This is a genomic window from Burkholderia sp. Bp8994 (genome assembly GCF_003853805.1).
Classification (GTDB): Bacteria; Pseudomonadota; Gammaproteobacteria; order Burkholderiales; family Burkholderiaceae; genus Burkholderia.
Genome location: NZ_QTQH01000014.1, coordinates 148,561 through 172,996 on the forward strand (window position 1 = coordinate 148,561; position 24,436 = coordinate 172,996).

Consider the following 24,436-nt stretch of genomic DNA (forward strand, 5'->3'; position numbering starts at 1 on the left):
CGGCTACTCACTGAACGACGCGCAAGCCTTGCTGCTCGGCCTTCGTATTGAATTCGATTCCGGCCTGTTCCAACATCCACGCTTCGATTTTGTCGTGCCACTTGCGTAGCAGATCGAGCGGGCGGCGGCGGTAGTGCTTTTCCGCGATAGCGGATGGCTTGTGACCTTGAATTTGGGCGATGACCCCGACGGGAACCTCGACCCACTCGGCCAGAGTCCCGAACGAGCGTCGGAGACCGTGCAGGCTCAGATGAGGAAGGCCGGCTACTGCTAGCGCTTGGTTATGCGCGATGCGCGGCTCGGCGATTTTTCCGTCGGCCGATTTCTTGCTCGCGAAAACCCAAGGGGAGGGCGACCATGATTCGCCCTTGGCGGTTAGGTCACGCATTTGACGGACGTTCGGCGGCGTGTCATTCAAGCGTTTGAGTTCCCGCAGGATATCCGCGAGGTACGGCGTAAGAGGGATGACGCGCGAACCTTCGACCTTGTCGGCGATGGACAGGCTGCGCCACTGGAAATCCACGTCGGCCCATTTGAGAGCGGCCATTTCCTCGCGGCGCGCGCCCGTAATGAGCAGCGCTTGCAGATAAGTCGCAATGACCGGGTTACCTAGCGTGCGGACGGCGTCGAACCAAGCTGATAGCTGCTCCCGTTGCAGGCAATCATCTTTCGCCTTGGTGCGCGGCACAGCGGCGCGCACAGCGCGAGCGGCGTATGCGTTCGATGCAATCAGCCCGGAATATTCCGGCTTGTCGCCGCACCAACGGATGAAGGCGCGCAGTTTGCGGTAGCTTTGCTCCGCGTTCGTCGGACGCGTCTGCGCCTCGGTTTCGAGCCATGACGCGATGACCGTAGCGGTCAGGTGCGACAGCTTCAACGGCATGAGCGCGGCGAGCGGTCCTGCGACCGTCACACCTTTTCCGCGCTTTCTCGGCTCGCCGCCGGCATGGGCCAGATTCTCATGATCGAACAGATGGCGCTCGCTCCACCGCGACCGGTTTGCGTCAAGATAAGCCGCCCACGCTTCGCCCATGGTCACATCTTGTCGCTTGGCTTCGGCTTTTCGCGCTTCGTAGGCGGCGGCCTGTTCTGCCGCCTGTTCACGCGGATCGACGCCGCTGTCGAGAAGCGTTTTCAGGCGGCGTGCTTCAACGCGTGCTTTCTCGATGCTCCACGCGGATGGGTCTCCAATCGTGATGCGCACAAGAGCGCCGCGCAACTTCGCTTGGAGCACATACCGTTTTGTGCCGCCTGCGTTTGCGCGGAGGCCAAGACCGGGCGCGCCGCTGTCCCACAGGAAGGCTTCGGATTTTCCTTCGGGGCAGGTGTGTGCCGCTATCTTGCCCGCCGTGAAATTGACCTTTGCCATTGTCGCTTTCCTTGCGTAGGGTGGATTCCGGAACCCGTCCGGAACCCGATTCTGGCAATTTTGATCAACTCATGTCAACGGGTCGGTGAGGCGGAATTTCTATAAAAGCTTTATCAGGTAAGGACTTTGAGGATTTTTGGCAACGTTCGTCAACGCCAAGAAATGCCAACTTTTTCGGCCTTCTAAGCCGTAGGTCACACGTTCGAATCGTGTAGGGCGGGCCAATGGAATCAGTGCGTTAGCTGATATTTATTTTCAAATTTCTCATCCTCTGTCGGCGCGCTCGTGTGGGCAGCATGTAGGTGTTTGTAGTCAACCACGATCGCAACCAATCCATGTGAGACCGGCGGCTCACTCTGACAAGCATTTTTGACGGCGTCGTAAGCTGAAATGCCGAGCCGGTCGCACGACAAGATCGAGGCGTGGATGCTTGGTAGGCTGACCTCTGAATGGTTGGGATTCTGGCTGTAGTACGCATGTGCGACTTCCCGGAATCTGCCGCCGTGCGATTGAGCACCTCATTGCGACGCACCGACACTTCGACCGAATCCGCGCCGAACGTCGCGACCTTCTCGGCTATCGCAATCGAGGTTGCGGACCATTGCACCGCCGCTCCGCCATTCACGCCGACCTGTACCTTGGCGAACTTGAGGTTGTTCTGAAACATATCGCATCAACGATGCACCTTCGATGGTGAACGAAAGCGCGACGACTGTCGGCGCATTCGTATTGGACACTGGTGTTCCCGTGGTCCGCTGGTCGGATTTCCCGCACTCAGTCAATAGTCCAATGGCTACGCACGCCAATGTCATTGTCCTCATGCTTCCCCGAGATGTCGTTATTGTGTTGATTTGAAATTGTGAGGCGCGCTGCAGGGGGCCGATGTTCGGCGACACCTATAGATTGAAGCTACTGCTGCCGTTAACCTATTCGAGCTATCTCCTTTAGCGGGATGGCTTACAAAATGAATGAGTTACGGGGAATGCTATGCGATGGATCAAATCACTAACCGCTCTTGCAGTGGTTAGTCTGTGTTCGGGTTGCGCTTATAACGTGCAAGTGTCGTCCCAATCAGGGGCTGCTGAAGTAATGAGCACCAAGGTCAAGCAGGACAAGGCGTATGTGGTGTTCAGTGACAACCTAGCGACTGCCGGGAAGGAGGTGAAGCCGGGGTTCCAGTGCGGCGCTCACCGATACCCCATGTATATCGGAGAGACCCTCGAAAATTCCTTGTCGAAGACGGTTGAAGCGGCCTTTCCTCACGCGGTCAGGAACGGCGGTGCAATTCCCACATTGGGTGACGGACTGGTTTTCAAGTTCGACCTCGCTGAGTTCGATCCGCGCGTCCGTTTTACCCCCGGCTTCTTCGTCCCGACAGCAGATGCGAACGTAGACATAGCAATTCGCGCCCGCGTATCTGATAAGGCGGGTAAGGAACTGATTGCGACGACGTTTCGCGGACAGGGACATTCGAGTCAAGATGGGTCTTGCGGCGTAGGTGCAGACGCGTTGGCGGACGCCGGACAGAAGGCAATCGCGAATGCGATGGAGAATTTCGTGGACAAGGTCATCAATACCGGAATCCTCGATTCGTCAACGACGGCGAGCAAATAGCCATTCGACTTGCGATCCCTCTTGATTGATAGATCGCGGTTGCGCCAATTGAGGCTTCGGGCGGTGACGGGAAACGTATCCCCGTCCCGCCCCTTGCTCGGAGTCTGTCAGTCTAGCCTCAGAGCGAAATCGTCGGCTCGCAGGTGCATATACCGCCGCAGCATGGCAAGCGTCTTGTGCCCGGCGATACTGGCAACTTCCATGATGTTCAGTCCGTGTTCAAAAAACGGCTTGTCGCTTCGTACCGGGCGCGGGCCCGCTGCGTGGGCCGACGGAAAGCCCGCCCGAACGCGTTAGCGGTTAGCCGCTTGACGAGGCAGTTTCTCACCGGTGCCGAAGTACAAGTCCGCCGAGGATGATGTCATTCCACCAAAGTTGCATGGTAACAGCCGCTACTTGGTCCTTGGCGTTAGTGACCATCGCTGCAACTTTGTCGAGCATTGCGGCATCCGTCGGCGGCGTTGACTCATCGAGTTCTTACTTTCGCCTGAAGGCGAGAATAACGGGCAGCATGGTGGTGCTGCATGTCCGTAGGCATGCAATTTTTCAAGATAAAGAAAATGCGCGCCATTATCGAGCGCCATATGACATCGCGTGGCAAATGTGCGCGCGCATTATGGAAATGCCTGAACCTGAGGTTAGGGTTGTCCGATCTCGAAAAGAGCGGAGAAAGCGAGCCCGATGCACACCCGGGCCGTACAGTTGCCATTCAGGCGTGAAATAATCTTTGTTCAAAAACGAGAACAGTTTTCTGAGAGAACAAAGAGAAACGCAGCATGAAGGAAATCGAAAGCCAGCGCCATGAGGCCGTGACGAATCAGGAGGGGCAGTATTCGATCTGGCCGACTTCTACGGAGATTCCGTCCGGCTGGAAAAAGGCCGAATTCGGCGGCACCCGGGAACCATGTCTCGACCACATTCGAAGCGCCTGGACCGACATGCGTCCGCTGATCGTGCGCCAAGCGATGGCAAGCGAGGGAGGCGCGTGAACGCTGCGGGGAAGGCCGGCCTGCAGGCCGCGAACAAACGGGCATCGAGGACGCTGATAGGTTGGCGCATGAAGGCCTATTCGCGTGTGGTCGCACAGGCTGTCGCGCGTCATGCGAAGACGCTGGCGATCATCGTCGGCACCTTCGTGTTCGGGCTACCGTTGAATGCGCAACTCGACCTGCTCGGCATGCCGATGAAAGTGTTGCTGGCAGAACACGCAACCGGACTCGGCGTGGCATCGGTGCTGGCGACCTTGTCGATGCTGGCTGCCGCGTCTGTGGCCGTGCAGGGCGATACGGTGTTCGGTGGCGCCGCGCGCCGCTGGAGCGCGAGTTTGCCAGGCGGGATCCGCGCGCATCGTGCGGCCGATTTCATCGTGACGGGCGCTGCCCTGTGGCCGTTCTGGATCATGCTTGCCGCGGCGATTGCGCGACACGTGCTGGGCGCGCGCGACATCGTGACCGGCCCAACCTTTGCGCTGGTCGTCGCGACGCTTGCGCTCGTCTGGACGGGCGCGCCGCTCGCGCTGCTCGCACGTTCGCGCGCGGCGTTGGCGGCGGTGTTCGCGGCCAACGCATCGTTGTGGATCGCACTTCGCTTCGGCGGCGCAGGGACCGCCTGCGCGGCACTTGCCCTGGCGTGCGGCGTTGTCGCACTGTGGCGCGCGCGGCTTGACGCGTTCGTCGAGCGCGAACAGCACGGAGCGACGTTGCTCCGCGGTGGGAATCCGTTCGAACTCGTTCGTGCGGTAATGGTGAACGTCTATGGTCATTCACTGCGGCTGGGCGGCTTGATGCTGGCCGTGCTGGCGATGATCTGCGGATGGATCGTCTCGATGCCCGACTATCTGTCGCGACATTGGGGCATCGTGAACGTGGTGCTGCCGTTCGCGCTGTACCAGATCGCGATCCTGCATGGGTGGATGCGCGACGAATCAGGCCGGCTGACCAGTTGGCTGGGCAGCTTGCCACGCGCGATTGCCCGCTTCAATCGGGCGGCGGCGATGAGCATCGTGGGGCTGTCGAGTGCGTATGTGCTGGCGATTTGCGTGCCGTTCGCAATTGCAACCGACGAAGGCCGTCGCTACGCCATCGTCTTTGCGTGTTATGCCGGCCTCGCCACCGCATTGGCTGCATGTCGCTGGTGGGGCGCGAGGGCGTCTCGAATCGTCGACATGTTTCTGACGGCGGGCTGTGCCATCGCTTGCTACGGCATGCTGAAATAGATGGAAAACGACATGAGCATCTTGAGAGTGGCGGGGCTGGGCAAGCGATACGCCGGACGGACGATCTTCAGCGACGTCGAATTGGAACTGCAGGCAGGAGTCTATGCGCTGAGAGGCAAGAACGGCAGCGGCAAATCGACGTTGCTGAAATTGCTGGCAGGCGTGGTCCGGCCAGACGAGGGCGTCGTCGAAGTGGGCGGTCACGCGATCGACCGTGCAGCGGACAAGGCCAAGGCCTGTACCGGCTACATGCCGGACAGTGAGGAGTTCTACGATTTCGTGACACCATCGTCGGTATGGCGGCTGATTGCCGATGCGCGGGGGACGAATCTCGAGCAGGGTCTGGTGACGGCCGACCGCCTTGGGTTGACGCGATACGCCGACGAACCGCTTGGCGCGCTGTCGCAGGGAACGCGCCGCAAGGTATTTCTGGTCGGTGCGTTCATGGGCCCTCCGGCCTTGATACTGCTCGACGAACCGAGCAATGCACTCGATGCCGCCGCACATGCGCAGCTGTGCCGGATGATTGCGGCCGCGGCGCCGACGTCGGTCGTGCTGATGTCGACCCACGACGCGGAACTGGTCGCCGCGACCCGCGCGCGCATCGTCGAACTGACGGCACACGGTATCGTCCTGTCGAGACCGTCGAACGTTGCAATGCATGTCGAGCAGTGATGACGGGACCGGCGCGACGCGCATGACGCGCCGCGCTTCCCGGCGCCGTGGGCCGCACGCCAGGATGGCTGCTCGGACGACGACTTTCGCGGCTACATCGGCAGGATCGAATCGGCGGCCCCGTGCAGGTTCGGCGAGACGCCGCTGTCGTCGCAGCGCAAGTACCTGCTGAAGCAGACCGCGAGCACGGCGTTCGCGAAGATCTGCCGTTTCTCCTGTCGCGTCACGGGATACACGTGCGCTCCCGGTGCGTTGCACATTCTGCAGAAAATGCGAATGTCCCCCGGATGCCAAAGTGTTTTCGCGGAATAGCCCTTCCGCGGCACAGCGTCGGCCACGGATACTGACAGCCATACACGTTCCGCATTCGCGGACGCCACACCGATCCCTGCATGATCGATGCCGCGGACACCGGACGACTATGCGACGCCGCTCGGCGGCGTCGGCGAGCCGGGGCTGCCGCCGGTCGCACCGGCGCTGACCAACGCGATCTTCGCGGCGACGGGCACGCGCATCCGCAGCCTGCCCGTCGCGGACCAGCTCGCGAAGCCGAAAGCGGCGTGATGCCGTGCTGCGCGCCGGGCCGTCCGCAAGGCCCGGTGCGTATATTCGCCCGCGCGCCCGCCGTTGCGTGCGGCCCGTTCATGCACTCTGTTTGCATATCAATTCGACGGATTCCATCGGGCCGATCAGCCGCCACGACAATCACTTTCCGGCATCAACTGCGGGAATTCAATCTCGACATTTGCGCCCAGAATTCCACCTGAAAATAGAATCAATAGCCCTCTGATATCGGGTTTGCCCGATGGTGCGGTATCGTACAAAGAGGGGCCGGAAAGTGTCGGATCATTGGCCCGTGAATTAATTTTTTGTAAGAAATTCATTGAGCAAAACCTGACGCGGCTCAATCATTTCTTGAGGGTTGATTGGGCGGCTGGTAATCGGTGCGTATCTGATTTTTTGCTGATTATCGGGCAAGTATTCATTCGCGCTTTCATTCTTTTGTTCCGCGACGTGCACGGTGCCGCGAGGTCCACTCACGGGGTGTCTGCTCGCCTGCAGACTGAAGTCGTCGAATCGGACGCCGGGCGGCGCGAGGATTAATTGCATATCGACAAACAGCCGGTTTGTCGAATGCTGATCGATCGTGAGGGCGTTGCGAAAGAATTCATCGCGATATTCGATCCGATGGGACGCCGCACGCCATCTGGCTGGAATGATCGATGAAATATAAACGGGCGATGGAGTCGTTTCGTTCATAAATTTAACATATTTAACGTATTGACCTGCGTCGCGATTCGCGGCGTGGTTCGATGCCCCGCTAGATGGGTTATCTAGCATTCTCAATCTGGAGAAACGCAATGCAAGAACTGAATCAGCAGGAAATCGCACAAGTTTCCGGCGGCTACTACGGCGGCGGCTCGATTTTCGACACGCTGGGCAACGTGGTCGAGCTGTACGGCCAGACGCTCTACAACGTCGGCGAAGCGCTGACGACGGCTGTCGTGGGCACGGGCAACGCACTGCTCGGCCTGCTGGGCGGTCAGCACGCGTAAGCCGAACGCGATTTCCGTGCGATGGCGCGCGCTGCGCCGCCATCGCGTGAATCGCGGACCGCCGCGGCACCGAAGCGGGGTGCCGCGGCGATCTTCCCGGGCAACCGGAACGCATCCCGTCGAACCCAATTGACAGTCAGTCATCCCGTATCTTGACGAACCCGACTTCTCTCTTCCGGCACGAAGCACAAAAGGCGCAGCGCGCCGGCGCGCTGGGCGAGATCGTGCTGGTGCGCCCCGTGTCGCTGACGCTGCTGGCGGCCGCCGCGGTCGCGATGGCCGCGTGCGTGCTGCTGTTCTTCACGTTCGGCACCTACACGCGTCGCACGACGGTCAGCGGCGTCGTGATGCCGGATGCGGGGCTGGTGAAGGTCTACGCGCTGCAGCCGGGGATCGTCGTCGAGCGCGACGTGAAGGAAGGGCAGCACGTCGCACGCGGGCAGACGCTCTATACGGTGTCCACCGACCTGCAGAGCGCGGCGCAAGGCGCGACGCAAGCCGCGCTGATCGCGCAGGCGCGGCAGCGCAAGGCGTCGCTGCTCACGGAAATGGACAAGACGCGCAGCCTGCAGCAGGACGAACGCGCAACGGTGCGCGCGAAGATCGCGAGCCTGGGCGGCGAGCTTGCGCAGATCGACGATCAGCTCGCGGCGCAGCGGTTGCGCACGTCGATCGCGGCCGACGGCGCGAAACGCTATCGCGGCCTGCTGGCCCAGGACTACATCTCGAAGGATCAGGCGCAGCAGCGCGAAGCCGACCTGCTCGACCAGCAGTCGAAGCTGAACGGGCTGCTGCGCGAGCGTGCGTCGACGGCGCAGTCGCTGACGGAAGCGAACAACCAGTTGGCCGGCCTCGACCTCAAGCAGCAGAACCAGCTCGCGCAGATCGACCGCAACGTGATCGACGTCGACCAGAACCTGATCGAAAGCGAGGCGAAGCGCCGGATCGTCGTCACCGCGCCGGAAGCGGGCGTCGTGACGGCGGCGATCGCCGCCGTCGGCCAGTCGGTCGATACGTCTAGGCCGCTCGCGAGCGTGGTGCCGGGCGGCGCGCGCTGGCAGGCGCACCTGTTCGTGCCGAGCACGGCGATCGGCTTCGTGCGGGTCGGCGAGCCGGTGCTGGTCCGCTACCAGGCGTTCCCGTACCAGAAATTCGGCCAGTATCGCGCCGAGGTCGTGTCGATCGCGCGCACGGCGCTGTCGGCGGCCGAACTCGCGAACGACGGCGGCCCGGCGGCGACGCCGGGCGAGGGGCGCGACGCGACCTTCTATCGCGTGATCGTCGCGCTCGATGCGCAGCACGTCACCGCGTATGGCGCGCAGCAACCGTTGCAGGCGGGCATGACGCTGCAGGCAGACATCCTGCAGGAGCGCAGGCGTCTGTACGAATGGGTGCTGGAGCCGCTTTACAGCCTCACCGGCAAACTCTGACGAGGTCGCGCATGGCACTACTCGATCGACTCTCGTTCGGCCTCGGCCGCCAGCTGCCGATGATCCTGCAGACGGAGGCCGCGGAATGCGGGCTCGCGTGTCTCGCGATGGTGGCCGGCTATCACGGCCATCACGTGGATCTCGCGACGCTGCGCGGGCAATTCCCCGTTTCGCTGAAGGGCGCGGGGCTCGGGCGCGTGATCGAGGTCGCGCAGCGCCTCGCGCTCGGCACGCGCGCGGTAAAGCTCGATCTGGCGCAGCTCGGCCAGCTTCGCCTGCCGTGCCTGTTGCACTGGAATTTCAATCACTTCGTCGTGCTGAAGGAAGTGAGCGGCAAGACCGCGACGATTCATGACCCGTCGCACGGCGTCCGCAAGGTGCCGCTCGCCGAAGTGTCGCGCGCGTTCACCGGCGTCGCGCTCGAACTGTGGCCGGCCGCCGGGTTCGCGCCGCGCGCGGCGCGGCCGGCGGTGAAGCTGCGCGAACTGCTCGGCCCGGTGTCGGGGCTGTCGCGCTCGCTCGCGCAGATCCTCGCGCTCGCGATCGCGCTCGAAGTCTTCATGCTGGTGCAGCCGTTCTTCCTGCAGTGGGTGATCGACGAGGTGATCGTCAGCGCCGATCGCGACCTGCTGACGGTGCTGGCGCTCGGCTTCGGCCTGTTGCTGCTGATGCAGCAGGCGACCGGCTCGATTCGCGCGTGGGCGCTGATGTACGTCGGCGTCACGCTGAACATCCAGTGGCGCGCGAACGTGTTCACGCACCTGCTGAGCCTGCCGGTGCGCTACTACGAGCGGCGCCATCTCGGCGACGTCGTGTCGCGCTTCGGTTCGATCGACACGATCCAGCAGACCCTGACCACGTCGTTTCTCGGCGCGGTGATCGACGGGCTGATGACGATCGTGACGCTCGCGATGATGTTCGTGTACAGCCGCGTGCTCGGCCTGGTCGCGCTGGCGACGATGGCGCTGTACGCGCTCGTCCGGTGGCTGTGGTACGGACCGCTGCGGCGCGCGACCGAGGACCAGATCGTGCACGCGGCCAAGCAGCAGAGCCATTTCCTCGAAACGGTGCGCGGCGTGAAGACGATCAAGCTGTTCAACCGCCAGACGGAGCGCCGCGCGAGCTGGATCACGCTGCTGGTCGAGCAGGTCAATGCGAGCCTGCACGTGCAGAAGCTGCAGATCTTCTACCAGCAGCTCAACGGCCTGCTGTTCGGCATCGAGAACGTGCTGATCATCTGGCTCGGCGCGCGCATGGTGATGGACGGCCAGTTCACGGTCGGCGTGCTGATGGCGTTCAACGCGTACAAGAACCAGTTCGACAGCCGTGTCGGCAGCCTGATCGACAAGTACTTCGAAGTCAGGATGCTGCAGCTCCAGGGCGAACGGCTGGCCGACATCGTGTTCGCGGCAAGCGAGCCGGACCCGAGCCTGCGCAACGTGCCGGGCGAGGCCGACGCGCTCGACGCGAGCATCGAGATCGAGGCGCTGTCGTTTCGCTACGCGGAAGGCGAGCCGCTCGTGCTGGACGGCGTGAGCGCGACGATCGCGGCGGGCGAGTCGGTCGCGATCGTCGGGCCGTCGGGTTGCGGCAAGACGACGCTGATCGGCGTGCTGCTCGGCATCCACGAACCGACGGGCGGCACGGTGCGGATCGGCGGGCTCGACGTCGGCCGGCTCGGCGTCGAGCGGCTGCGCGCGCTGGTCGGCACGGTGCTGCAGGACGACGTGTTGTTCGCGGGCTCGATCGCGGACAACATCAGTTTCTTCGATCCGGACGCGGACCCGCGCTGGGTCGCCGAATGCGCGCGCGTCGCGGCCGTGCACGACGACATCGCCGCGATGCCGATGGGCTACAACACGCTGGTCGGCGACATGGGCACGGTGCTGTCCGGCGGGCAGAAGCAGCGCGTGCTGCTCGCGCGTGCACTGTACAAGCGGCCGGGCATTCTGGTGCTCGACGAAGCGACGAGCCATCTCGACATCCAGCGCGAGATGCAGGTCAACGCGGCCGTCACGCAGCTCGCGATGACGCGGCTGATCGTCGCGCACCGGCCGGAGACGATCGCGTCCGCGCAGCGCGTCATCATGCTGCAGGGCGGCAAGGTCGTGCTCGACCAGTCGACCGCCGCGATGCGCGCGGCGATGGCGGCAAGGACGTCCGCCGCTGCACCCGCCGCGCCGCAGCAGGCGACGCATGACGCCGGCGCGGCGGAACCGGTCGCGGGGCGCTGAGCGATGAAGCGTCCCCTCGCTACCGTGCTGGCCGTCGTCGCGCTCGCGGGGTCCGCGCCGCCGGCACGTGCGCAGCTGCTCGACGTGTACGGCACGCGCAATGACGTCGCGGCCACGCCGGCCGGGTCGATGGCGTCGGCCACCGCGTGCGGCGCACAGCCTGTCGACGCGCGGCCGCTCGCGCTCGAGGACGCGATCCTGCTGGCGATCTGCTCGCATCCGCAACTGAGCCGGACATGGTCGGATGCGCGCGCGGCGGCGGCCGAGGTCGGCGTGTCGAAGGCCGCGTACTGGCCGACGCTCAATGCGACGGCGGGTGTCGAGCGCGACAACCTGACGACGAACTACAGCGGCGGCTATTCGCAGGACCAGCGCAGCACCAGCCGCTACGGCATGCTCAACCTGAGCTGGGTGCTGTTCGATTTCGGCAAGCGCGGCGCGACGCTCGACCGTGCGCGCGCGCTGCTGCGCGCGGCCAACGCGGCGCACGACGATGCGCTGCAGAGTGTCTTCTACGACGCGGCGCAGGCGTTCTATGCGCTGCGCGACGCGCAGGCGGCACTCGCCGCCGCGCAGGCGGTCGAGCACGCGGCGCAGGAGAGCCTCGCCGAGGCGAGCGCGCGGCACGACGGCGGCGCGGGCACGCTCGGCGACGCATTGCAGGCGCAGACCACCTACCGCAAGGCGCTGCTCGATCGCGTGAGCGCGGAGGGCGACCTGCAGAGCGCGATCGGCACGCTCGCGACGACGCTGGGCGCCGACGCCGATACGCCGCTGCGCATCGCCGACGCGGAACCGTCGCCCGATCGCGACGACTTCACGCGCGGTGTCGCCGACCTGATCGCCGAAGCGAAGCGCCATCACCCGAAGCTGATCGCCGCGCGCGAAAAGCTCGAAGCGGCGCGCGACGAGGTGCGGGCGGTGCGCGCGCAGTCGTTGCCGACGATCTCGCTGACGGGCAGCCTCGCGCGCAACAACCCGTCCTACCAGCAGCAGGCGTCGTTTCTCCAGTTGCAGAGCAGTCACAGCAACTCGATCGGCATCCAGGTCTCGATTCCGCTGTTCGAAGGGTTCGCGTCGGGCTACCGGGTCGCGCAAGCGAAGGCGCAGGCGGACGCACAGGAAGCCGACGTGCGCAATACCGAACTGAAGGTGTCGCTCGACGTATGGAAGAGCTACCAGAGCCTGCAGACCGATACGACGAACCTGGACAACTCGCGGCATCTGCTCGATACCGCGCTGCATTCGCTCGACATCGCACGTGGCCGCTACAAGGCCGGCGTCGGCACGTTCACGGAATTGCTGAACGCGCAGTCGGCGCTCGCGGATGCGCGCCGGCAGCGTGTGCTCGCGGTGTCGAAGTGGCGGATCGCGAGACTGAAACTGGCCGAGAGCCTCGGGAGGTTGGGATTATGGAACGACGCGGGCTGAACGGCGCCGGGCCGGACGCGAGCGGCGCGCAAGCGCGCGGCTGCGCGTTCCTGTTCCCGGGACAGGGCGCGTTTTATGCGGGCGCGCTGCGGCAGCTGGGCCGCGAACACTCGAGTGTGCGGCTGACGCTCGACATGCTCGACGCGGTCGCGAGCGAGCGCCTCGGCCGCCCGCTGACGGGTGCGCTGTGGCGTGACGATGCCGGGCTCGACGTCTGGCTGCACGAAGCGCCCGATTTGCTGCAGCTCGGGATTTACGGCGCGTCGGTCGGGATGTTCGGCGTGCTGCGCGAGCGCGGCGTGACGCCCGACGTGCTGATCGGACACAGCTTCGGCGAGATCGCGGCGCTGGTGTGCGGCGGCATGTATTCGATCGAGCAAGGCGCGCGGATCGTCTGCGACCGGATTGCGTCGTTGCAGGCGGCGGCGCCGGCCGATGGGATGATGGCCGCGATCTCGACGGGTGCCGACGCGACGCGCGAGCTGATCGACGCGAGCGCCGTCACGCACGCGGTGCGCAACGTGTGCGTCGCGGTCGAGAACCATTCGTCGCAGACCGTCGTGTCCGGCCCGCGCGACGCGCTGGAGCGCTTCGTCGCGGCATGCGCGGCACGCGGCGTGACCGCACAGACGCTCAGGTCTCCGTATGGATTTCATCACACCGATCTGGCCGGCGCGCGCGAACAGTTCGCCGCGCGGCTCGCCGCGTATCGGCACGGCCCGCTCGCGATTCCGGTGTATTCGCCGATCCTCGGCCGCCGCTACAGCGGCGCCGACGATCCGGGCGCGCGGCTCGCGTCGCATTTCGTGCTGCCGGTGCGGTTCGCCGATGCGATTCGCGCGGCGTGCGCGGACGGCATCGGGCGCTACGTCGAATGCGGCGCGCTCAACGCGTTGGCGCGCATCGTCGTGCGCATCGCGGGGCCCGGCACGGTCAGGACGTTCGGCGGCCCGTCGAACGCGACCGAGGAATCGAGCGTCGTCACGACCATCACCCGTTATTTCCAGGAGGACAGCATCATGAAGGACGATATTCGCATCGGCAACGCCGGCTCCGGGTTCGACGCGTTCTGGCATGCGCGCGGACCGCACATCGTCGACTGGCTCAAGGGCGAGCTGCGTCACGCGTTCGATGCGGCGAGCACGGCGCCGGCCGGCGCCGCGCCGGTCGCGGCACCGACGCTCGCCGCATTGGCACCGCAGGCCGAGCCGCGCGGCGCGTCCGCGCCGCGCCTGGCAGCCGTGGCCGTGGCCGCGCCGACCCTGACGGCGGTGCCGTCGCCGTCGGCGCCGCACGAGCCGCTCGCCCCGGCGAAGCCCGCCCACGTGCCGCGCGAGCGGCTGTTCACGGAGCTCGTCGATATCTACGCGCAAGCGATGGAGTATCCGGCCGAGGTGTTCTCCGAAACGATCGAGCTCGAAGCCGAGCTCGGCATCGATTCGGTCAAGCAGACCGAGATCATCCAGCGCATCACCGCGCGCTACGCGCTGCCGCCGCTGCCGGCCAATTTCCGCAGCGGCGATTTCAAGGCGATGGGGCAGATCGTCGATTTCGTCTACGAGAACCAGGGGAAGGCGCTCGCCTGACGGCCGTGGGCTGAAACGTTGATCGGCAGGGGGGGCCCTGCCCGTAATGACAAGTTCTCGATAGGCAGGCGATCCATGTCGAATACCAGCATGCGCGGCAAGCTCGTTCTCGTGACGGGCGGTGCGAAAAACGTGGGCAAGGCGATCTGCAGGCGTTTCGCCGAGCAGGGCGCGCACGTGATCCTGAATTTCTTCCACTCGCTCGACGCGTCGAAGCAGACGGCCGACGAACTGCGCGCGCTCGGCGCGACGGTCGACGTGATCCGCGCGTCGGTCGCGCAGCAGGCGCAGGTCGACCGGATGTTCGACGAGATCGAACGGCGCTACGGCCGGCTCGACGTGCTCGTCAACAATGCGGCGTCCGGCGCGCTGCTGGGCGTCGACGAGATCGGCGCCGAGCATTTCGATCGCGCGCTAGACACCAACCTGAAGGGCGCGTTCTGGTGCGCGCGCCGCGCCGCGGCGTTGATGGCGCGCTCGGGCGGCGGCGCGATCGTCAACGTGTCGTCGGTGGGCGCGACGCTCGTGCCGGCGAACTATCTGGTCGTCGGCACCGCGAAGGCAGCGCTCGAATCGCTGACGCGCTATCTCGCGGTCGAGTACGCGGGGCGCGACATTCGCGTGAACGGCGCGTCGTCGACGCTGATCGACGGCGACGTCGCCGCGCAGTTTCCGGACCCGGAGAACACGAAGCGCTCGAGCATCGCGGCGACGCCGCTGAAGCGGCTCGCACGCGCGGAGGACCTCGCCGATCTCGTCGTGTTTCTCGCGTCGGATGCGGCGCGCTGGATCACGGGGCAGGTGGTCGTCGCGGACGGCGGGCTGTCGCTGTGCAGCGAAGGGTTGTCGCCGCGCGCGGAATGGGCGGGCGCGGCGCGTGCCGAGGGCGCGGGCGAGGCGGCGCCGGCCGCGGCGCCGCCCGTCTCCGTGAACGCGCAGCGGGCCGATGGTCCCGCCGCGCCACCGGACGACGCGCCGGACAGCGACGACATCGCCGTGGTCGGCATGGGTCTCGCGTTGCCTGGCGCGAGCGATCCGGACGCGTTCTGGCGCGCGCTGCTCGACGGCCCCGAACTGTTCGGCAACGTGCCGCCGGATCGCTGGGATTACCGCTCGTTCTATTCGCCCGACACGTCGGCCGAGGACAAGAGCTATCAGTCGCGCTCGGTCTTCATCGAGCAGTTCGAGCCGTGCCCGACGGTGCGCGCCGAACTCGACGCGGGTACCGCGCCGCATGAGCTGACGACGCTGTGGCTGCGTCACGCACTGTGCCAGTCGCTCGACGGCGTGACGCTGCGTGACGCCGATCGCGTGGCGTTCCTCGTCGGCTACACGGCGGACGGCAGCCAGCATCTCGAGGAGGGGATGGTGCTGGCCGCCGCGCGCGAACGCCTGAACGCGGTGCTGATCGAGGCAGGCGTGGACGCGGCCGAGCGCGAGCGGCGCGTGGCCGCGATCGATGCGGTGCTGAGCGCGCGTTATGCGCGCGGCGCCGGCGATCTCGCGTCGTTCTTCCCGCACCGGGTCGGCCTGAACGCGATGCAAGGCGTGCTGCCGGACGACGCGCAATGCATGATGGTCGACACCGCGTGTTCATCGTCGCTGTATTCGATCGATCTCGGGATCAAGGCGCTGCTGCTCGGCAAGCAGGACGTGGTTGCGTGCGGCGGCGCATTCGCGCTCGCGCCGCGCGGCTCGGTCCTGTTCTCGAAGCTGCACGGGCTGTCGCGCAGCGGCGAGGTGCGGCCGCTCGATCGCGACTGCGACGGCGTGCTGTTCGCGGACGGCGCGGGCGTCGTGATCCTGAAGCGCGTCGCGCGGGCGCGTGCGGACGGCGACCGCATCCTCGGCGTGCTGAAATCGTTCGGCTCGTCGTCCGACGGCAAGGGCAAGGCGATCTACGCGCCGAATTCGGCCGGCCAGCGCATCGCGATCGACCGCGCGTATGCGCGCACCGCGACGGTGCCGGCCGACGTCGACTGGGTCGTTGCGCATGCAACGGGCACGCCGGCCGGCGATCTCGCGGAATTCCAGAGCCTGCGCGACGCGATCCGGCGCGACCGTCCGGTGCAGGTGACGTCGAACAAGTCGCTGGTCGGGCATACGGGGTGGGCGGCCGGCGTCGTGTCGGTGATCCAGGTGCTGCTCGGGTTGCGCCATCAGGTGATCCCGCCGCAGCACCGCTTCAGCGAGCCGCCGCCTGAGTTCGACATCGCCGGCACGAACCTGCGGATTCCGGTGGCGCCGGTATCGTGGCCGGTCCGGCGTGAATCGGCACGCGTCGCGGCGGTGTCCGGGTTCGGCTTCGGCGGTACGAACGGTCACCTGATCGTGTCGGAATACCGCGCGGATCTGCCTGCCGGCGAGGCGAGCGGACGGTTCGAGCGCGAGCCGCTCGCGATCGTCGGCTGGTCCGCGAAGTTTCCGGGCCTCGACGGCGACGCCCAGGTCGCCGCGTGGCTGCGCGGCGAAGGCCGTGCGCCCGACGCGAGCTTCGGAACCGGCTACCCGCTGCCGAGCTTCGCGCGCGTGAAGATGCCGCCGGCGGTGCTGCGCGCGCTCGATCGCTGCCAGCTGATGGCGCTCGACGCCGCGCACGACCTGCGCGAACGCCTCGGCACGTTCTGGCACGCGCATGCGGACACGATCGGACTCGTGATGGGGCACATGGGGCCCACGCGCAATGCGGCGCTCTACGCGAGCCGCTGCTATCTCGACGACATCGCGGCCGCGGTGCTCGACGCGACGCGGCCGGACCAACGCGCGGCGACCGAACGCGTGCTGGACGGCTTGCGCGAGGCGACGAAGCAACTCGTCGCGCCGACGACCGAGAATTCGTTCCCGGGAATGATGCCGAACGTGATCCCGGCGCGCGTCGCGAACTATCACGACCTGCACGGAATGAACATGACGGTCGATGCGGGCCACGCGTCGACGCTCGCGGCATTCGAGGCGGCCGAGCGTTTCCTGTGCAGCGGCGAACTCGACATGGCGATCGTCGGCGGCATCAACGGCAACTCGGCGGAAGAGGTGCGGCCCGCGTTCGGGCTGCCGCTCGCGGAGGGCATCGTGCTGTTCGCCGTCACGACGGTGCGGCGTGCGCAGGCCGAAGGGCTGTCGGTGCTCGCGGTAGTGGGCGGCGGCGACGCGAGGGCTGCTGTCGAACCGGCTGCGCCATGCGATGCGACGGGCCGCGCGGTCACGTATGCGGGGGCCGACTCGGCGATCGACGTGCTGCGCGCAATCATCGCGCGCGATGCCGGCACGACGCTCACGCGCGACGGCGGCGGCGACCGCGCGCGCTACGCGCTGCACGTTGCATGTGAGCCGGCCGGCCCGCACGGGACCACGCCGCACGAGCCGCATCGCGACGCGCTGCGTGTGCCGCCTGCCCATGCGACGGCGCCGGCCGCCGCGACCGCGGAACCGGCCGCATCGACAACCGCGGCGACCGCACCCGTTGAACCCGGCACCCTGATACCCGGCCCGCTGCGCCGGACCGGCGTCGCGGCCGACGGCGAGCCGCTCGGCGTCGCGCGTTACCGGATCGAATGGCGCGACGCGCCGTGGCGGCCCGCGGGCCGGTCAACACCGTTCATCGCGCCGCGCTGCGTGATCGTGACCGACATGCCGGAGGCGCTGGCCGCACAAGCCACACAGGGCGGTGCGGGCCCCGGCTGCGTGGTGCTGTCGACGCGGCCGTTCGCCACGCACCGGCCGGGCTGGCACTGGATCGAGCGGATCGACGCGGCGGCGCTCGACTTCCTGCCCGACGACATCGGCCACGTGCGCGTGCTCACGTCGCTCGACGCCGGCACGCTCGCACCGGGCGCAGCAGCGCCGGCCGCTCCCGCGCGGCTCGCGCTGCACGACCTGGCGTTTCTCGCGATCAAGCGCTGCCATGCGGCACTCGAGCGCGACGGCAGCTTGATCGTATTGCTGCTCGACGCGCTCACGGGCGACGTGCCGCATCCGGATGCCGGCCTGTTCACGGGCCTCGTGAAGGCGCTGGCGATCGAGATGCCGGAAGCGCGCCCGGTTGCCGTGCTGACCGATGCGCGCGCGCTGCCGGACGCGCTGCGCGACGCGGAGCGGGAAAGCGGCGCCCGTCACTGGCTGCCGGTCGTCGCGCTGGGCGCCGGACGGCGCCGCACGCCGCGCGTGATCGCGGACGCGGGTGAACTGCGCGCGGACGAGCGGCTGTCGCTCGGCCAGGATTCGGTCGTGGTCGCGGTCGGCGGTGCGCGCGGGATCACCGGCGAGCTGATGAAGACGCTCGCCGCACAGGTGCGCCCGACGCTGTACCTGATCGGCAGCAGCGCGCTGGACGCGATCGACGCGGAACTGCTCGCTATGGATGACGAAACGTTCGCGAAGAGCCGTCCGGACTACATCCGCCAGCAGAAGGCGCTGCATCCGCAACGGTCGTTGCCCGAGATCATCCGCGCCTTCGAGCGGCGTGCCGACGCGCGCACGGCCTGCATGAACATCGAGGCGATGCGCGCGTTCTGCGGCGCGCACCGCGTGACCTACTTGCGCGCCGACGTGCTCGACCCCGACAGCGTGAAGACGGCCATCGACACGATTCTCGCGCGCGAGCCGCGCGTCGACCTGCTGGTCAACGCGGCCGGACTGAACCGTTCGGCATCGGTGCGCGTGAAGTCGCTGGACGATTTCGTCGCGGTGCGCGACATCAAGGTACGCGGCTACTGGAACCTACGCCGCGCGTTCGGCGCGCGGCAGCCGCGCCTGTGGTGCAACTTCGGCTCGTTCATCGGGCTGACCGGGCAGGCGGGCGAAACCGACTACGCGTCGGGCAACGACTTCCTGAACACGCAGGCGTCGTATCACCGCGCGGTGCTCGGTCACGACGAATTCACGATCGGCTGGACGCTGTGGCGCTCGGTCGGGCTCGGCGCGAACCCGGTCACGCGCGCGTTTCTCGAGAAGAGCGGGCTGTTCACGAGCATGCGCACCGCGGAGGGGCAGCATCACTTCATGCGCGAACTCGGGCTCGGCGAGCGCGCGGCGATGTCCGTGCATCTCGGCGACGCCGAGCGACGCGCGATCGAAACGCACCTGCCGGGTTACTTCGACCTCGACGAAGGCGCGCCGGCCGCCGTCGCCGCGTCGCGCGATCCCGATTTCTATCTCGGCGCGGAACGCGCGCGGACCGACGACAGCGTGACGTTCGAGCGCGTGTTCGACCTCGAGCGCGACGCGTACCTGCAGCATCACGTCGTCAACGGCTTTCCGACGCTGCCGGGAACCTTCGTGCCCGAAGTGGCCGCCGAGGCCGCGCTGCGGCTCGTGCCGGGGCTCAAGGTCGTCGGCTTCGCGGACGCGGCATTCCTGCACTTCCTGCGTGTGTACGACGCGAAGCGGCCGAGCGTGAAGCGCATCCACGCGCGGATCGCGTCGCGCGACGGCGACGCGGTGCACGTGCGCGTGCGGATTTCCGGCGACGTGCTGGCGCCGGGCGGGCAGGTGCTCGTGCGCGACAAGCCGCACTTCGAGATCACCGTGCGCCTGGCCGACGCCTACGCGCCGGCGCCGGTGTGGCACGAACCGGCAATGGCGACGTTCACGCCCGTCGCCGATCCGTATCACTTCGATGCGGCGCCGGTGCGGCTGACCGGCATGTTCGTGTCGACGACCGACACCGGCATGAGCGACGCGGGCAAGCAGGCGCGCTTCCGGCTGAACGTGCCGGACGGCGACCCGGTGTTCTCGCGCTTCGTGGTGCCGAGCATCCTGCTGGACGGGCTCGCGCGCGTGGCCGCGCTCGATCACGTCGCCGGCGACTACATTCCGCTCGCGGCGCCGATGTCGATCGGCCGCATCGATATCTACGAAGCCGGCAACGACTGCGAGCTGGCGAGCCGCCACACGTCGATCGCGCTGCGCGTGAGCCCGCGCGCGTTCGCGCTGGAAGGGCCGGCGAGCAGCGGCAACCGGTTCGTCGCGGTGCGCCCGGACGGCAGGATCCTGATGCAGATGCGCGACGTGACGGGCATCGTGATCGGCTACGTGCATCGCGTGACCGGCGCGTTCGCCGCGCGCGGCGAGATCGACGCGCAACTGGCCGGGCGCGCGCCTTCCGAACAGGTGTCCGCATGAGCATGAAGCGACTCGCGCCCGGCCCGCGCGGCAGCGTCGTGATGGGCAACCTCGCGGCGTACAAGCGCAATCCCGTCACGATGCTGCTGAAGCTGCAGCAGCAGTACGGTGACATCGCGCGCAACCGTCTCGGCCCGTTCCTCACGCACGCGCTCGCGCATCCCGACGGCGTGCAGCACGTGCTGCAGGACAACCACCGCAACTACGTGCGCGGCCGCTTCTACGACAACTTCAAGATGTTCTTCGGCGACGGCCTGCTGACGACCGACGGCGAATTCTGGCGGCGTCACCGTCGCGTGGTGCAGCCGCTGTTTCACCGCAAGCAGGTCGAGTCGCACACGGCCGCGGTCGGCGCTGCGGCGCTCGCGCTCGTCGAGGCGTGGCTGAAGCGGCCGGCGCATGCGCCGTTCGACGCCGTCGAGGAAATGATGCGCGTGAGCCTGCGCATGCTCGGGCTGATGCTGTTCAACGCGGACATCTCGCGGCATGCGGACGACGTCGGGCCGGCCGTGCGCTTCGGCATCGCGGCGATGATGCCGCAGGGCAACCTGAACGATTTCGTGCCGCGCTGGATGCCGACGCCGTTCAATCGCCGGATCGCGCACGCACGCCGCGGGATCGACACGATCGTGGACGCGATCGTCACCGAGCATCGCGCGGGGCGCTGCGACACGAGCGACGTGATCTCGCTGCTGCTCGCCGCGCGCGACCCGGACACGGGCGCGCCGCTGACCGAGCGCGAGGTGCACGACGAGGTGATGACCGTGTTTCTCGCCGGCCACGAAACCACCGGCAGCGGGATGGCGTGGGGGCTCTATGCGCTCGCGCAGCATCCGCAGGTGTTGCGCCGTTTGCGCGAGGAGCTCGATGCGGTGCTCGGCGGCCGCGCGCCCGATGCGGCGGATCTCGAACGCCTGCCGTACCTCGCGCAGACCGTCGACGAGATCCTGCGCCTGTACCCGCCGATCTGGGGCTTCACGCGCGATCTGGTCGACGACGACGAGATCGGCGGTTATCACGTGCCGGCCGGCTCGTCGGTGTTCATGTCGCCGTACGTCACGCATCGTCATCCGGCGCTGTGGGCGAACCCCGACGCGTTCGATCCGGAGAACTTCGGATCGCATGCGCCGGAGCGCCACAGGTACGCGTACTTTCCGTTCGGCGGCGGGATGCGCAAATGCATCGGCTATCAGACCGCGTTGCTGCAGATGCGCGTGCTGATCGCGGTGGTGGCGCAGCATGTCGACCTGAGCGCGGTGCCCGGTCATTCGCTCGACACCGGCGCGACGATCTCGCTGCGTCCGCGCGACGGGATCCGGTTGATCGCGAAGCCGCGCTTGCGCGAGCGGGTGTCCGCGGGGCAGGCCGGGGGGGATGCAAGCGCGCCGGCTGTCAGGACATCGGTGTGTCCGTTTACGGGCACGCAAGCGCTGGGGGCTACGTCGTTGCCGTTGCCGTCACCATCGCTGTCGCCAACGCCAACGCCAACGCCAACGCCAACGCCAACGCCAACGCCAACGCCAACGCCAACGCCAACGCCAACGCCAACGCCAACGCCAACGCCAACGCCAACGCCAACGCCGACGCCGACGCCAGCGTCAACGCCAACGCCAACGCCGACACCGACACCGACACCCGGTGCCGAGCAACCGGCGAGCGCGGCATCACCCACGCCCGTTCATTCCGCCGGCCCTACGCTGGCGCCGGACGTGCTGGCCTTTCTGCAACGCGACGCGATCGCGGACGACGCGCCTCAGCGTACCGACGCCACGCCGACGCACCGCTTCACCTGGCGGCCGGTCGAGATCGAGCCGCTGCCCGACCTGCCGGCGGCCGAGCTGAGCGGCAAGCGGATCGCGATCGTCAACGGCCGCGGTCGCACGGTCGAGCGCGTGGTGGCGACTCTTACGCGCGCCTGTGCGAAACCGGGCGTGTTCGCGCCGGCCGACGGCGTCGATCCGGCAGCCGCCGCGAGCGCGTTCGCCGCGCAGTCGGGGCCGTTCGACGGGATCGTCGATCTCGGCATCGAAGCGCAGTTCTCGCTCGACGCGCGCGATCAATGGGAAGCGCCGCTGCGCCGTACGGTCGCACTGCTGCAGGCGTGCTACGGCGACTGGTCGCAGGAAGAATCGACGTCGCGGCTGTTCTATCTGGCGCTCACCTGGCAGGACGGCCTGATGGGCCATGGCCACGGCCCGCTCGTGCAGCCGCTCGGCGGACTGTGGGCCGGCCTCGCGAAGACGCTGCCGCAGGAACTGCCGAACTGCAACGTGCGCGTGCTCGACATCGCGCCCGACGAAACGGGGCGCGTCGACCAGCTGGTCGCGCGCGAACTGTACCGCTGGGGACGCTTCGAGGTCGGCCACCGCGGCGGACGCCGCCATACGCTCGTCGCGACCCGCGACGATCTGCCGGCCGACGCGGCGCCCGACTGGGCGCCCGACGACGTCGTGCTGTTCTCGGGCGGCGCGCGCGGCATCGGTTTCCTGGCCGCGTGCGCGCTGGCAAAACGCCATCGCTGCACGGTGGTCGTCACCGGGCGCGATGCGTTGCCCGCCGGCGACGAGCCGTGGCTCGCGCTCGACGACGCGGGCTTCAAGCGCTACGGGCTCGAGCAACTGCGCCAGGCGACGCCCGGGCGATCGCCGAAGGCGATCCGGGATGCGCTGCGGCAGCTCGAACGCCGGCGCGACCTGAAGGCGTCGCTCGACGCCGTGGCCGCGCTCGGCCTGCCGGTGCACTACCGCGTATGCGACGTGACCGACGCGGAGGCCGTGCGCACGCTGTGCGACGCATTCGGCGACCGGCTGCGCGCCGTGATCCACAACGCGGGCATCGATCAGCCGGTGCGCTTGCCGCGCAAGCGCGCCGACGAGTTCATCGGCATCGCGCGCGTGAAGGTGCTCGGCTTTCTCAATCTCTACGCGGCGGTGCGCAACCGGCCGCGCGTCGACTGTTTCGTCAACGTCGGCTCGCTGACCGGCCGCTGGGGCGGAATGACAGGCGAGACCGACTATGCGGCCGCGAACGAGGCGCTGGCGCGGCTCGGCTGGTGGGCGCGGCGCGACGCCGGCGAGCGCGTCGTGAAGACGATCGCGTGGCCGACCTGGGACGGTGTCGGGATGATCACGAACCTCGCCGTCACGCGGCGCTACGTAACGCCGATGCGAATCGACGAAGGCGTGCGCCACTGGCTCGCGGAACTCGCGAATCCAGCGAATTCAGCGACATCCGGCAGCGGCGAGCCGATGTACATGGGCGCGGTCGGCCGCGCACTGACGCCGATCCAGCTGCGCGGGTTCGACGCGGTGGAAGGCTTGCCGAACCTCGGCGAACTCGCGACGCGCCGGCATCACGCGGGCGCGCCGCGACGCTTCCGGCCGTTCGCTTGCTTCTCGACGCGCTATCGCACGGCCGGCGCACCGTACACGCATGCCTTCCGCGTCGACGGCCGCGCGGCCGTGCCGGCGTCGCTGCTGCTCGAGCACGCGCGCGTCGTGGCCGACTGGGTCGCGCCGCCCGGCGGCGAGCGGGCCTGCCTGCAGGAAGCCGTCGACATCACGATCGCGCTCGACGCGCTCGCCGACGCGCTCGACGGCCATGGCGATCTCGCGCTCGACACCGACGTGAGCGGCCGCACGGTGGACGACGGCTGGCACGTGACGGTGCGCTGCGCGTCGCTTGCCGCCCGCGTGCTGCTCGATGCGACGTTCGTGTACCGCAGTCATCCACCCGGCGGCACGACCGTCGCGCTGCCGCGCGAGACGGAGGACGGCCCGGCCCGGCGGTCCGCACGCGCGAGCTGGCGCGACGACTTGTTGCCCGAGGCCCGATGGAGCGGCGGCATCGCGCAGGCGAAGGCCGCCGACCCCGCCGCGCTGTGGGGTGTACAGGGTGTGCAGGGTGATGCAGGGCGCGTGCCGTGTCCGCAGCTGTGGCTGCCGGTCAATCACCTGGAAAACGTGCTGCGCGTGCTGCTCGGCGCGTGGCCCGCCGACGGCGAGCCGCCGCACGCATGGCGCATCGGCCGCATCGTGTTCGGCTCCGCGCACGCGGGCGACGCCGACATGCTGCTGCGCTATCCGGACGATCGCTTCGCGATCGCGGATCGCGCGGGCGCATCGATCGCAGACCTGTACGACGCGCGGCTCGCCGGCGCGACCGACACGCAAGCCGTGACGGCGTCGGCTACTTGAACGGGAAGAG

General features: G+C 67.3%; 15 protein-coding genes and 1 pseudogene. 13 read left to right on the forward strand and 3 right to left on the reverse strand.

Going from position 1 to position 24,436, the window contains the following annotated elements; genetic code table 11:
• Positions 1–7: 7 nt before the first annotated feature.
• On the reverse strand, positions 8–1,369 hold the full coding sequence (locus DIE04_RS17415) for an integrase family protein (protein ID WP_124573145.1): 1,362 nt from the start codon (positions 1,367–1,369) through the stop codon (positions 8–10).
• A 1,089-nt stretch (positions 1,370–2,458) separates the two neighbouring features.
• Between DIE04_RS17415 and DIE04_RS17420 the strand changes: the two genes are divergently transcribed.
• The 6 genes and pseudogenes from DIE04_RS17420 (at position 2,459) to DIE04_RS29785 (ending at position 6,437) form a co-directional block, all read left to right on the forward strand.
• The gene (locus DIE04_RS17420; RefSeq protein ID WP_235879376.1) at positions 2,459–2,983 is read left to right on the forward strand and encodes a hypothetical protein; all 525 of its coding nucleotides are present in this window, start codon (positions 2,459–2,461) and stop codon (positions 2,981–2,983) included.
• A 776-nt stretch (positions 2,984–3,759) separates the two neighbouring features.
• The gene (locus DIE04_RS17430) at positions 3,760–3,972 is read left to right on the forward strand and encodes an MbtH family NRPS accessory protein (protein ID WP_124487599.1); all 213 of its coding nucleotides are present in this window, start codon (positions 3,760–3,762) and stop codon (positions 3,970–3,972) included.
• 68 nt (positions 3,973–4,040) lie between these two features.
• A complete protein-coding gene (locus tag DIE04_RS17435; protein ID WP_124487600.1) occupies positions 4,041–5,198 on the forward strand; it encodes a hypothetical protein in 1,158 nt (385 codons plus the stop codon).
• Positions 5,199–5,210: 12 nt separating this feature from the next.
• Complete coding sequence (locus tag DIE04_RS17440; protein WP_185500369.1) at positions 5,211–5,873, forward strand: ABC transporter ATP-binding protein; 663 nt, start codon at positions 5,211–5,213, stop codon at positions 5,871–5,873.
• Between the two features lie 18 nt (positions 5,874–5,891).
• Positions 5,892–6,077, forward strand: a pseudogene (locus tag DIE04_RS17445) (hypothetical protein); the annotation flags it as partial.
• 195 nt (positions 6,078–6,272) lie between these two features.
• Positions 6,273–6,437 (forward strand): hypothetical protein, encoded by a 165-nt coding sequence (locus DIE04_RS29785; protein WP_185500370.1) that lies wholly within the window; start codon positions 6,273–6,275, stop codon positions 6,435–6,437.
• A gap of 125 nt (positions 6,438–6,562) precedes the next feature.
• Here DIE04_RS29785 and DIE04_RS17450 read toward each other — a convergent pair whose 3' ends face one another.
• Entirely contained in the window at positions 6,563–6,757 is a 195-nt protein-coding gene (locus DIE04_RS17450; RefSeq protein WP_124487602.1) for a hypothetical protein, read from the reverse strand.
• The gene (locus tag DIE04_RS17455; RefSeq protein ID WP_124487603.1) at positions 6,735–7,133 is read right to left on the reverse strand and encodes a hypothetical protein; all 399 of its coding nucleotides are present in this window, start codon (positions 7,131–7,133) and stop codon (positions 6,735–6,737) included. The genes DIE04_RS17450 and DIE04_RS17455 overlap by 23 nt, the downstream gene beginning before the upstream one ends.
• 101 nt (positions 7,134–7,234) lie before the next feature.
• On the opposite strand from DIE04_RS17455, the gene DIE04_RS17460 reads away from it, so the two are divergent.
• From DIE04_RS17460 to DIE04_RS17490, 7 genes are all read left to right on the forward strand, one after another.
• Positions 7,235–7,429 carry a hypothetical protein gene (locus DIE04_RS17460; RefSeq protein WP_044844870.1) on the forward strand — a complete coding sequence of 65 codons (195 nt, stop codon included), beginning with the start codon at positions 7,235–7,237 and terminating at the stop codon, positions 7,427–7,429.
• Between the two features lie 152 nt (positions 7,430–7,581).
• Positions 7,582–8,859, forward strand: a complete 1,278-nt coding sequence (locus DIE04_RS17465) for an HlyD family secretion protein (RefSeq protein ID WP_124487604.1) — start codon at positions 7,582–7,584, stop codon at positions 8,857–8,859.
• An 11-nt stretch (positions 8,860–8,870) separates the two neighbouring features.
• Positions 8,871–11,093 carry a peptidase domain-containing ABC transporter gene (locus tag DIE04_RS17470; RefSeq protein WP_124487605.1) on the forward strand — a complete coding sequence of 741 codons (2,223 nt, stop codon included), beginning with the start codon at positions 8,871–8,873 and terminating at the stop codon, positions 11,091–11,093.
• Positions 11,094–11,096: 3 nt separating this feature from the next.
• Positions 11,097–12,524 carry a TolC family protein gene (locus tag DIE04_RS17475; RefSeq protein WP_124487606.1) on the forward strand — a complete coding sequence of 476 codons (1,428 nt, stop codon included), beginning with the start codon at positions 11,097–11,099 and terminating at the stop codon, positions 12,522–12,524.
• Positions 12,506–14,110: an acyltransferase domain-containing protein gene (locus DIE04_RS17480; RefSeq protein WP_124487607.1), complete on the forward strand. Its 1,605-nt coding sequence runs from the start codon at positions 12,506–12,508 to the stop codon at positions 14,108–14,110. The genes DIE04_RS17475 and DIE04_RS17480 overlap by 19 nt, the downstream gene beginning before the upstream one ends.
• Before the next feature lie 75 nt (positions 14,111–14,185).
• Positions 14,186–20,230: an SDR family oxidoreductase gene (locus tag DIE04_RS17485; protein ID WP_124573147.1), complete on the forward strand. Its 6,045-nt coding sequence runs from the start codon at positions 14,186–14,188 to the stop codon at positions 20,228–20,230.
• Positions 20,227–24,426 carry a cytochrome P450 gene (locus tag DIE04_RS17490; protein WP_124573149.1) on the forward strand — a complete coding sequence of 1,400 codons (4,200 nt, stop codon included), beginning with the start codon at positions 20,227–20,229 and terminating at the stop codon, positions 24,424–24,426. Before DIE04_RS17485 ends, DIE04_RS17490 begins: the two co-directional genes overlap by 4 nt.
• Positions 24,427–24,436: the final 10 nt, after the last annotated feature.

Excerpts from the sequence above, each read along its gene's own strand:
- DIE04_RS17415 (WP_124573145.1), bottom strand. The coding sequence starts at position 1,369 with ATGGCAAAGGTCAATTTCACGGCGGGCAAGATAGCGGCACACACCTGC.
- DIE04_RS17420 (WP_235879376.1), top strand. The coding sequence starts at position 2,459 with ATGAGCACCAAGGTCAAGCAGGACAAGGCGTATGTGGTGTTCAGTGAC.
- DIE04_RS17430 (WP_124487599.1), top strand. The coding sequence starts at position 3,760 with ATGAAGGAAATCGAAAGCCAGCGCCATGAGGCCGTGACGAATCAGGAG.
- DIE04_RS17435 (WP_124487600.1), top strand. The coding sequence starts at position 4,041 with ATGAAGGCCTATTCGCGTGTGGTCGCACAGGCTGTCGCGCGTCATGCG.
- DIE04_RS17440 (WP_185500369.1), top strand. The coding sequence starts at position 5,211 with ATGAGCATCTTGAGAGTGGCGGGGCTGGGCAAGCGATACGCCGGACGG.
- DIE04_RS29785 (WP_185500370.1), top strand. The coding sequence starts at position 6,273 with ATGCCGCGGACACCGGACGACTATGCGACGCCGCTCGGCGGCGTCGGC.
- DIE04_RS17450 (WP_124487602.1), bottom strand. The coding sequence starts at position 6,757 with ATGAATTTCTTACAAAAAATTAATTCACGGGCCAATGATCCGACACTT.
- DIE04_RS17455 (WP_124487603.1), bottom strand. The coding sequence starts at position 7,133 with ATGAACGAAACGACTCCATCGCCCGTTTATATTTCATCGATCATTCCA.
- DIE04_RS17460 (WP_044844870.1), top strand. The coding sequence starts at position 7,235 with ATGCAAGAACTGAATCAGCAGGAAATCGCACAAGTTTCCGGCGGCTAC.
- DIE04_RS17470 (WP_124487605.1), top strand. The coding sequence starts at position 8,871 with ATGGCACTACTCGATCGACTCTCGTTCGGCCTCGGCCGCCAGCTGCCG.
- DIE04_RS17475 (WP_124487606.1), top strand. The coding sequence starts at position 11,097 with ATGAAGCGTCCCCTCGCTACCGTGCTGGCCGTCGTCGCGCTCGCGGGG.
- DIE04_RS17480 (WP_124487607.1), top strand. The coding sequence starts at position 12,506 with ATGGAACGACGCGGGCTGAACGGCGCCGGGCCGGACGCGAGCGGCGCG.
- DIE04_RS17485 (WP_124573147.1), top strand. The coding sequence starts at position 14,186 with ATGTCGAATACCAGCATGCGCGGCAAGCTCGTTCTCGTGACGGGCGGT.
- DIE04_RS17490 (WP_124573149.1), top strand. The coding sequence starts at position 20,227 with ATGAGCATGAAGCGACTCGCGCCCGGCCCGCGCGGCAGCGTCGTGATG.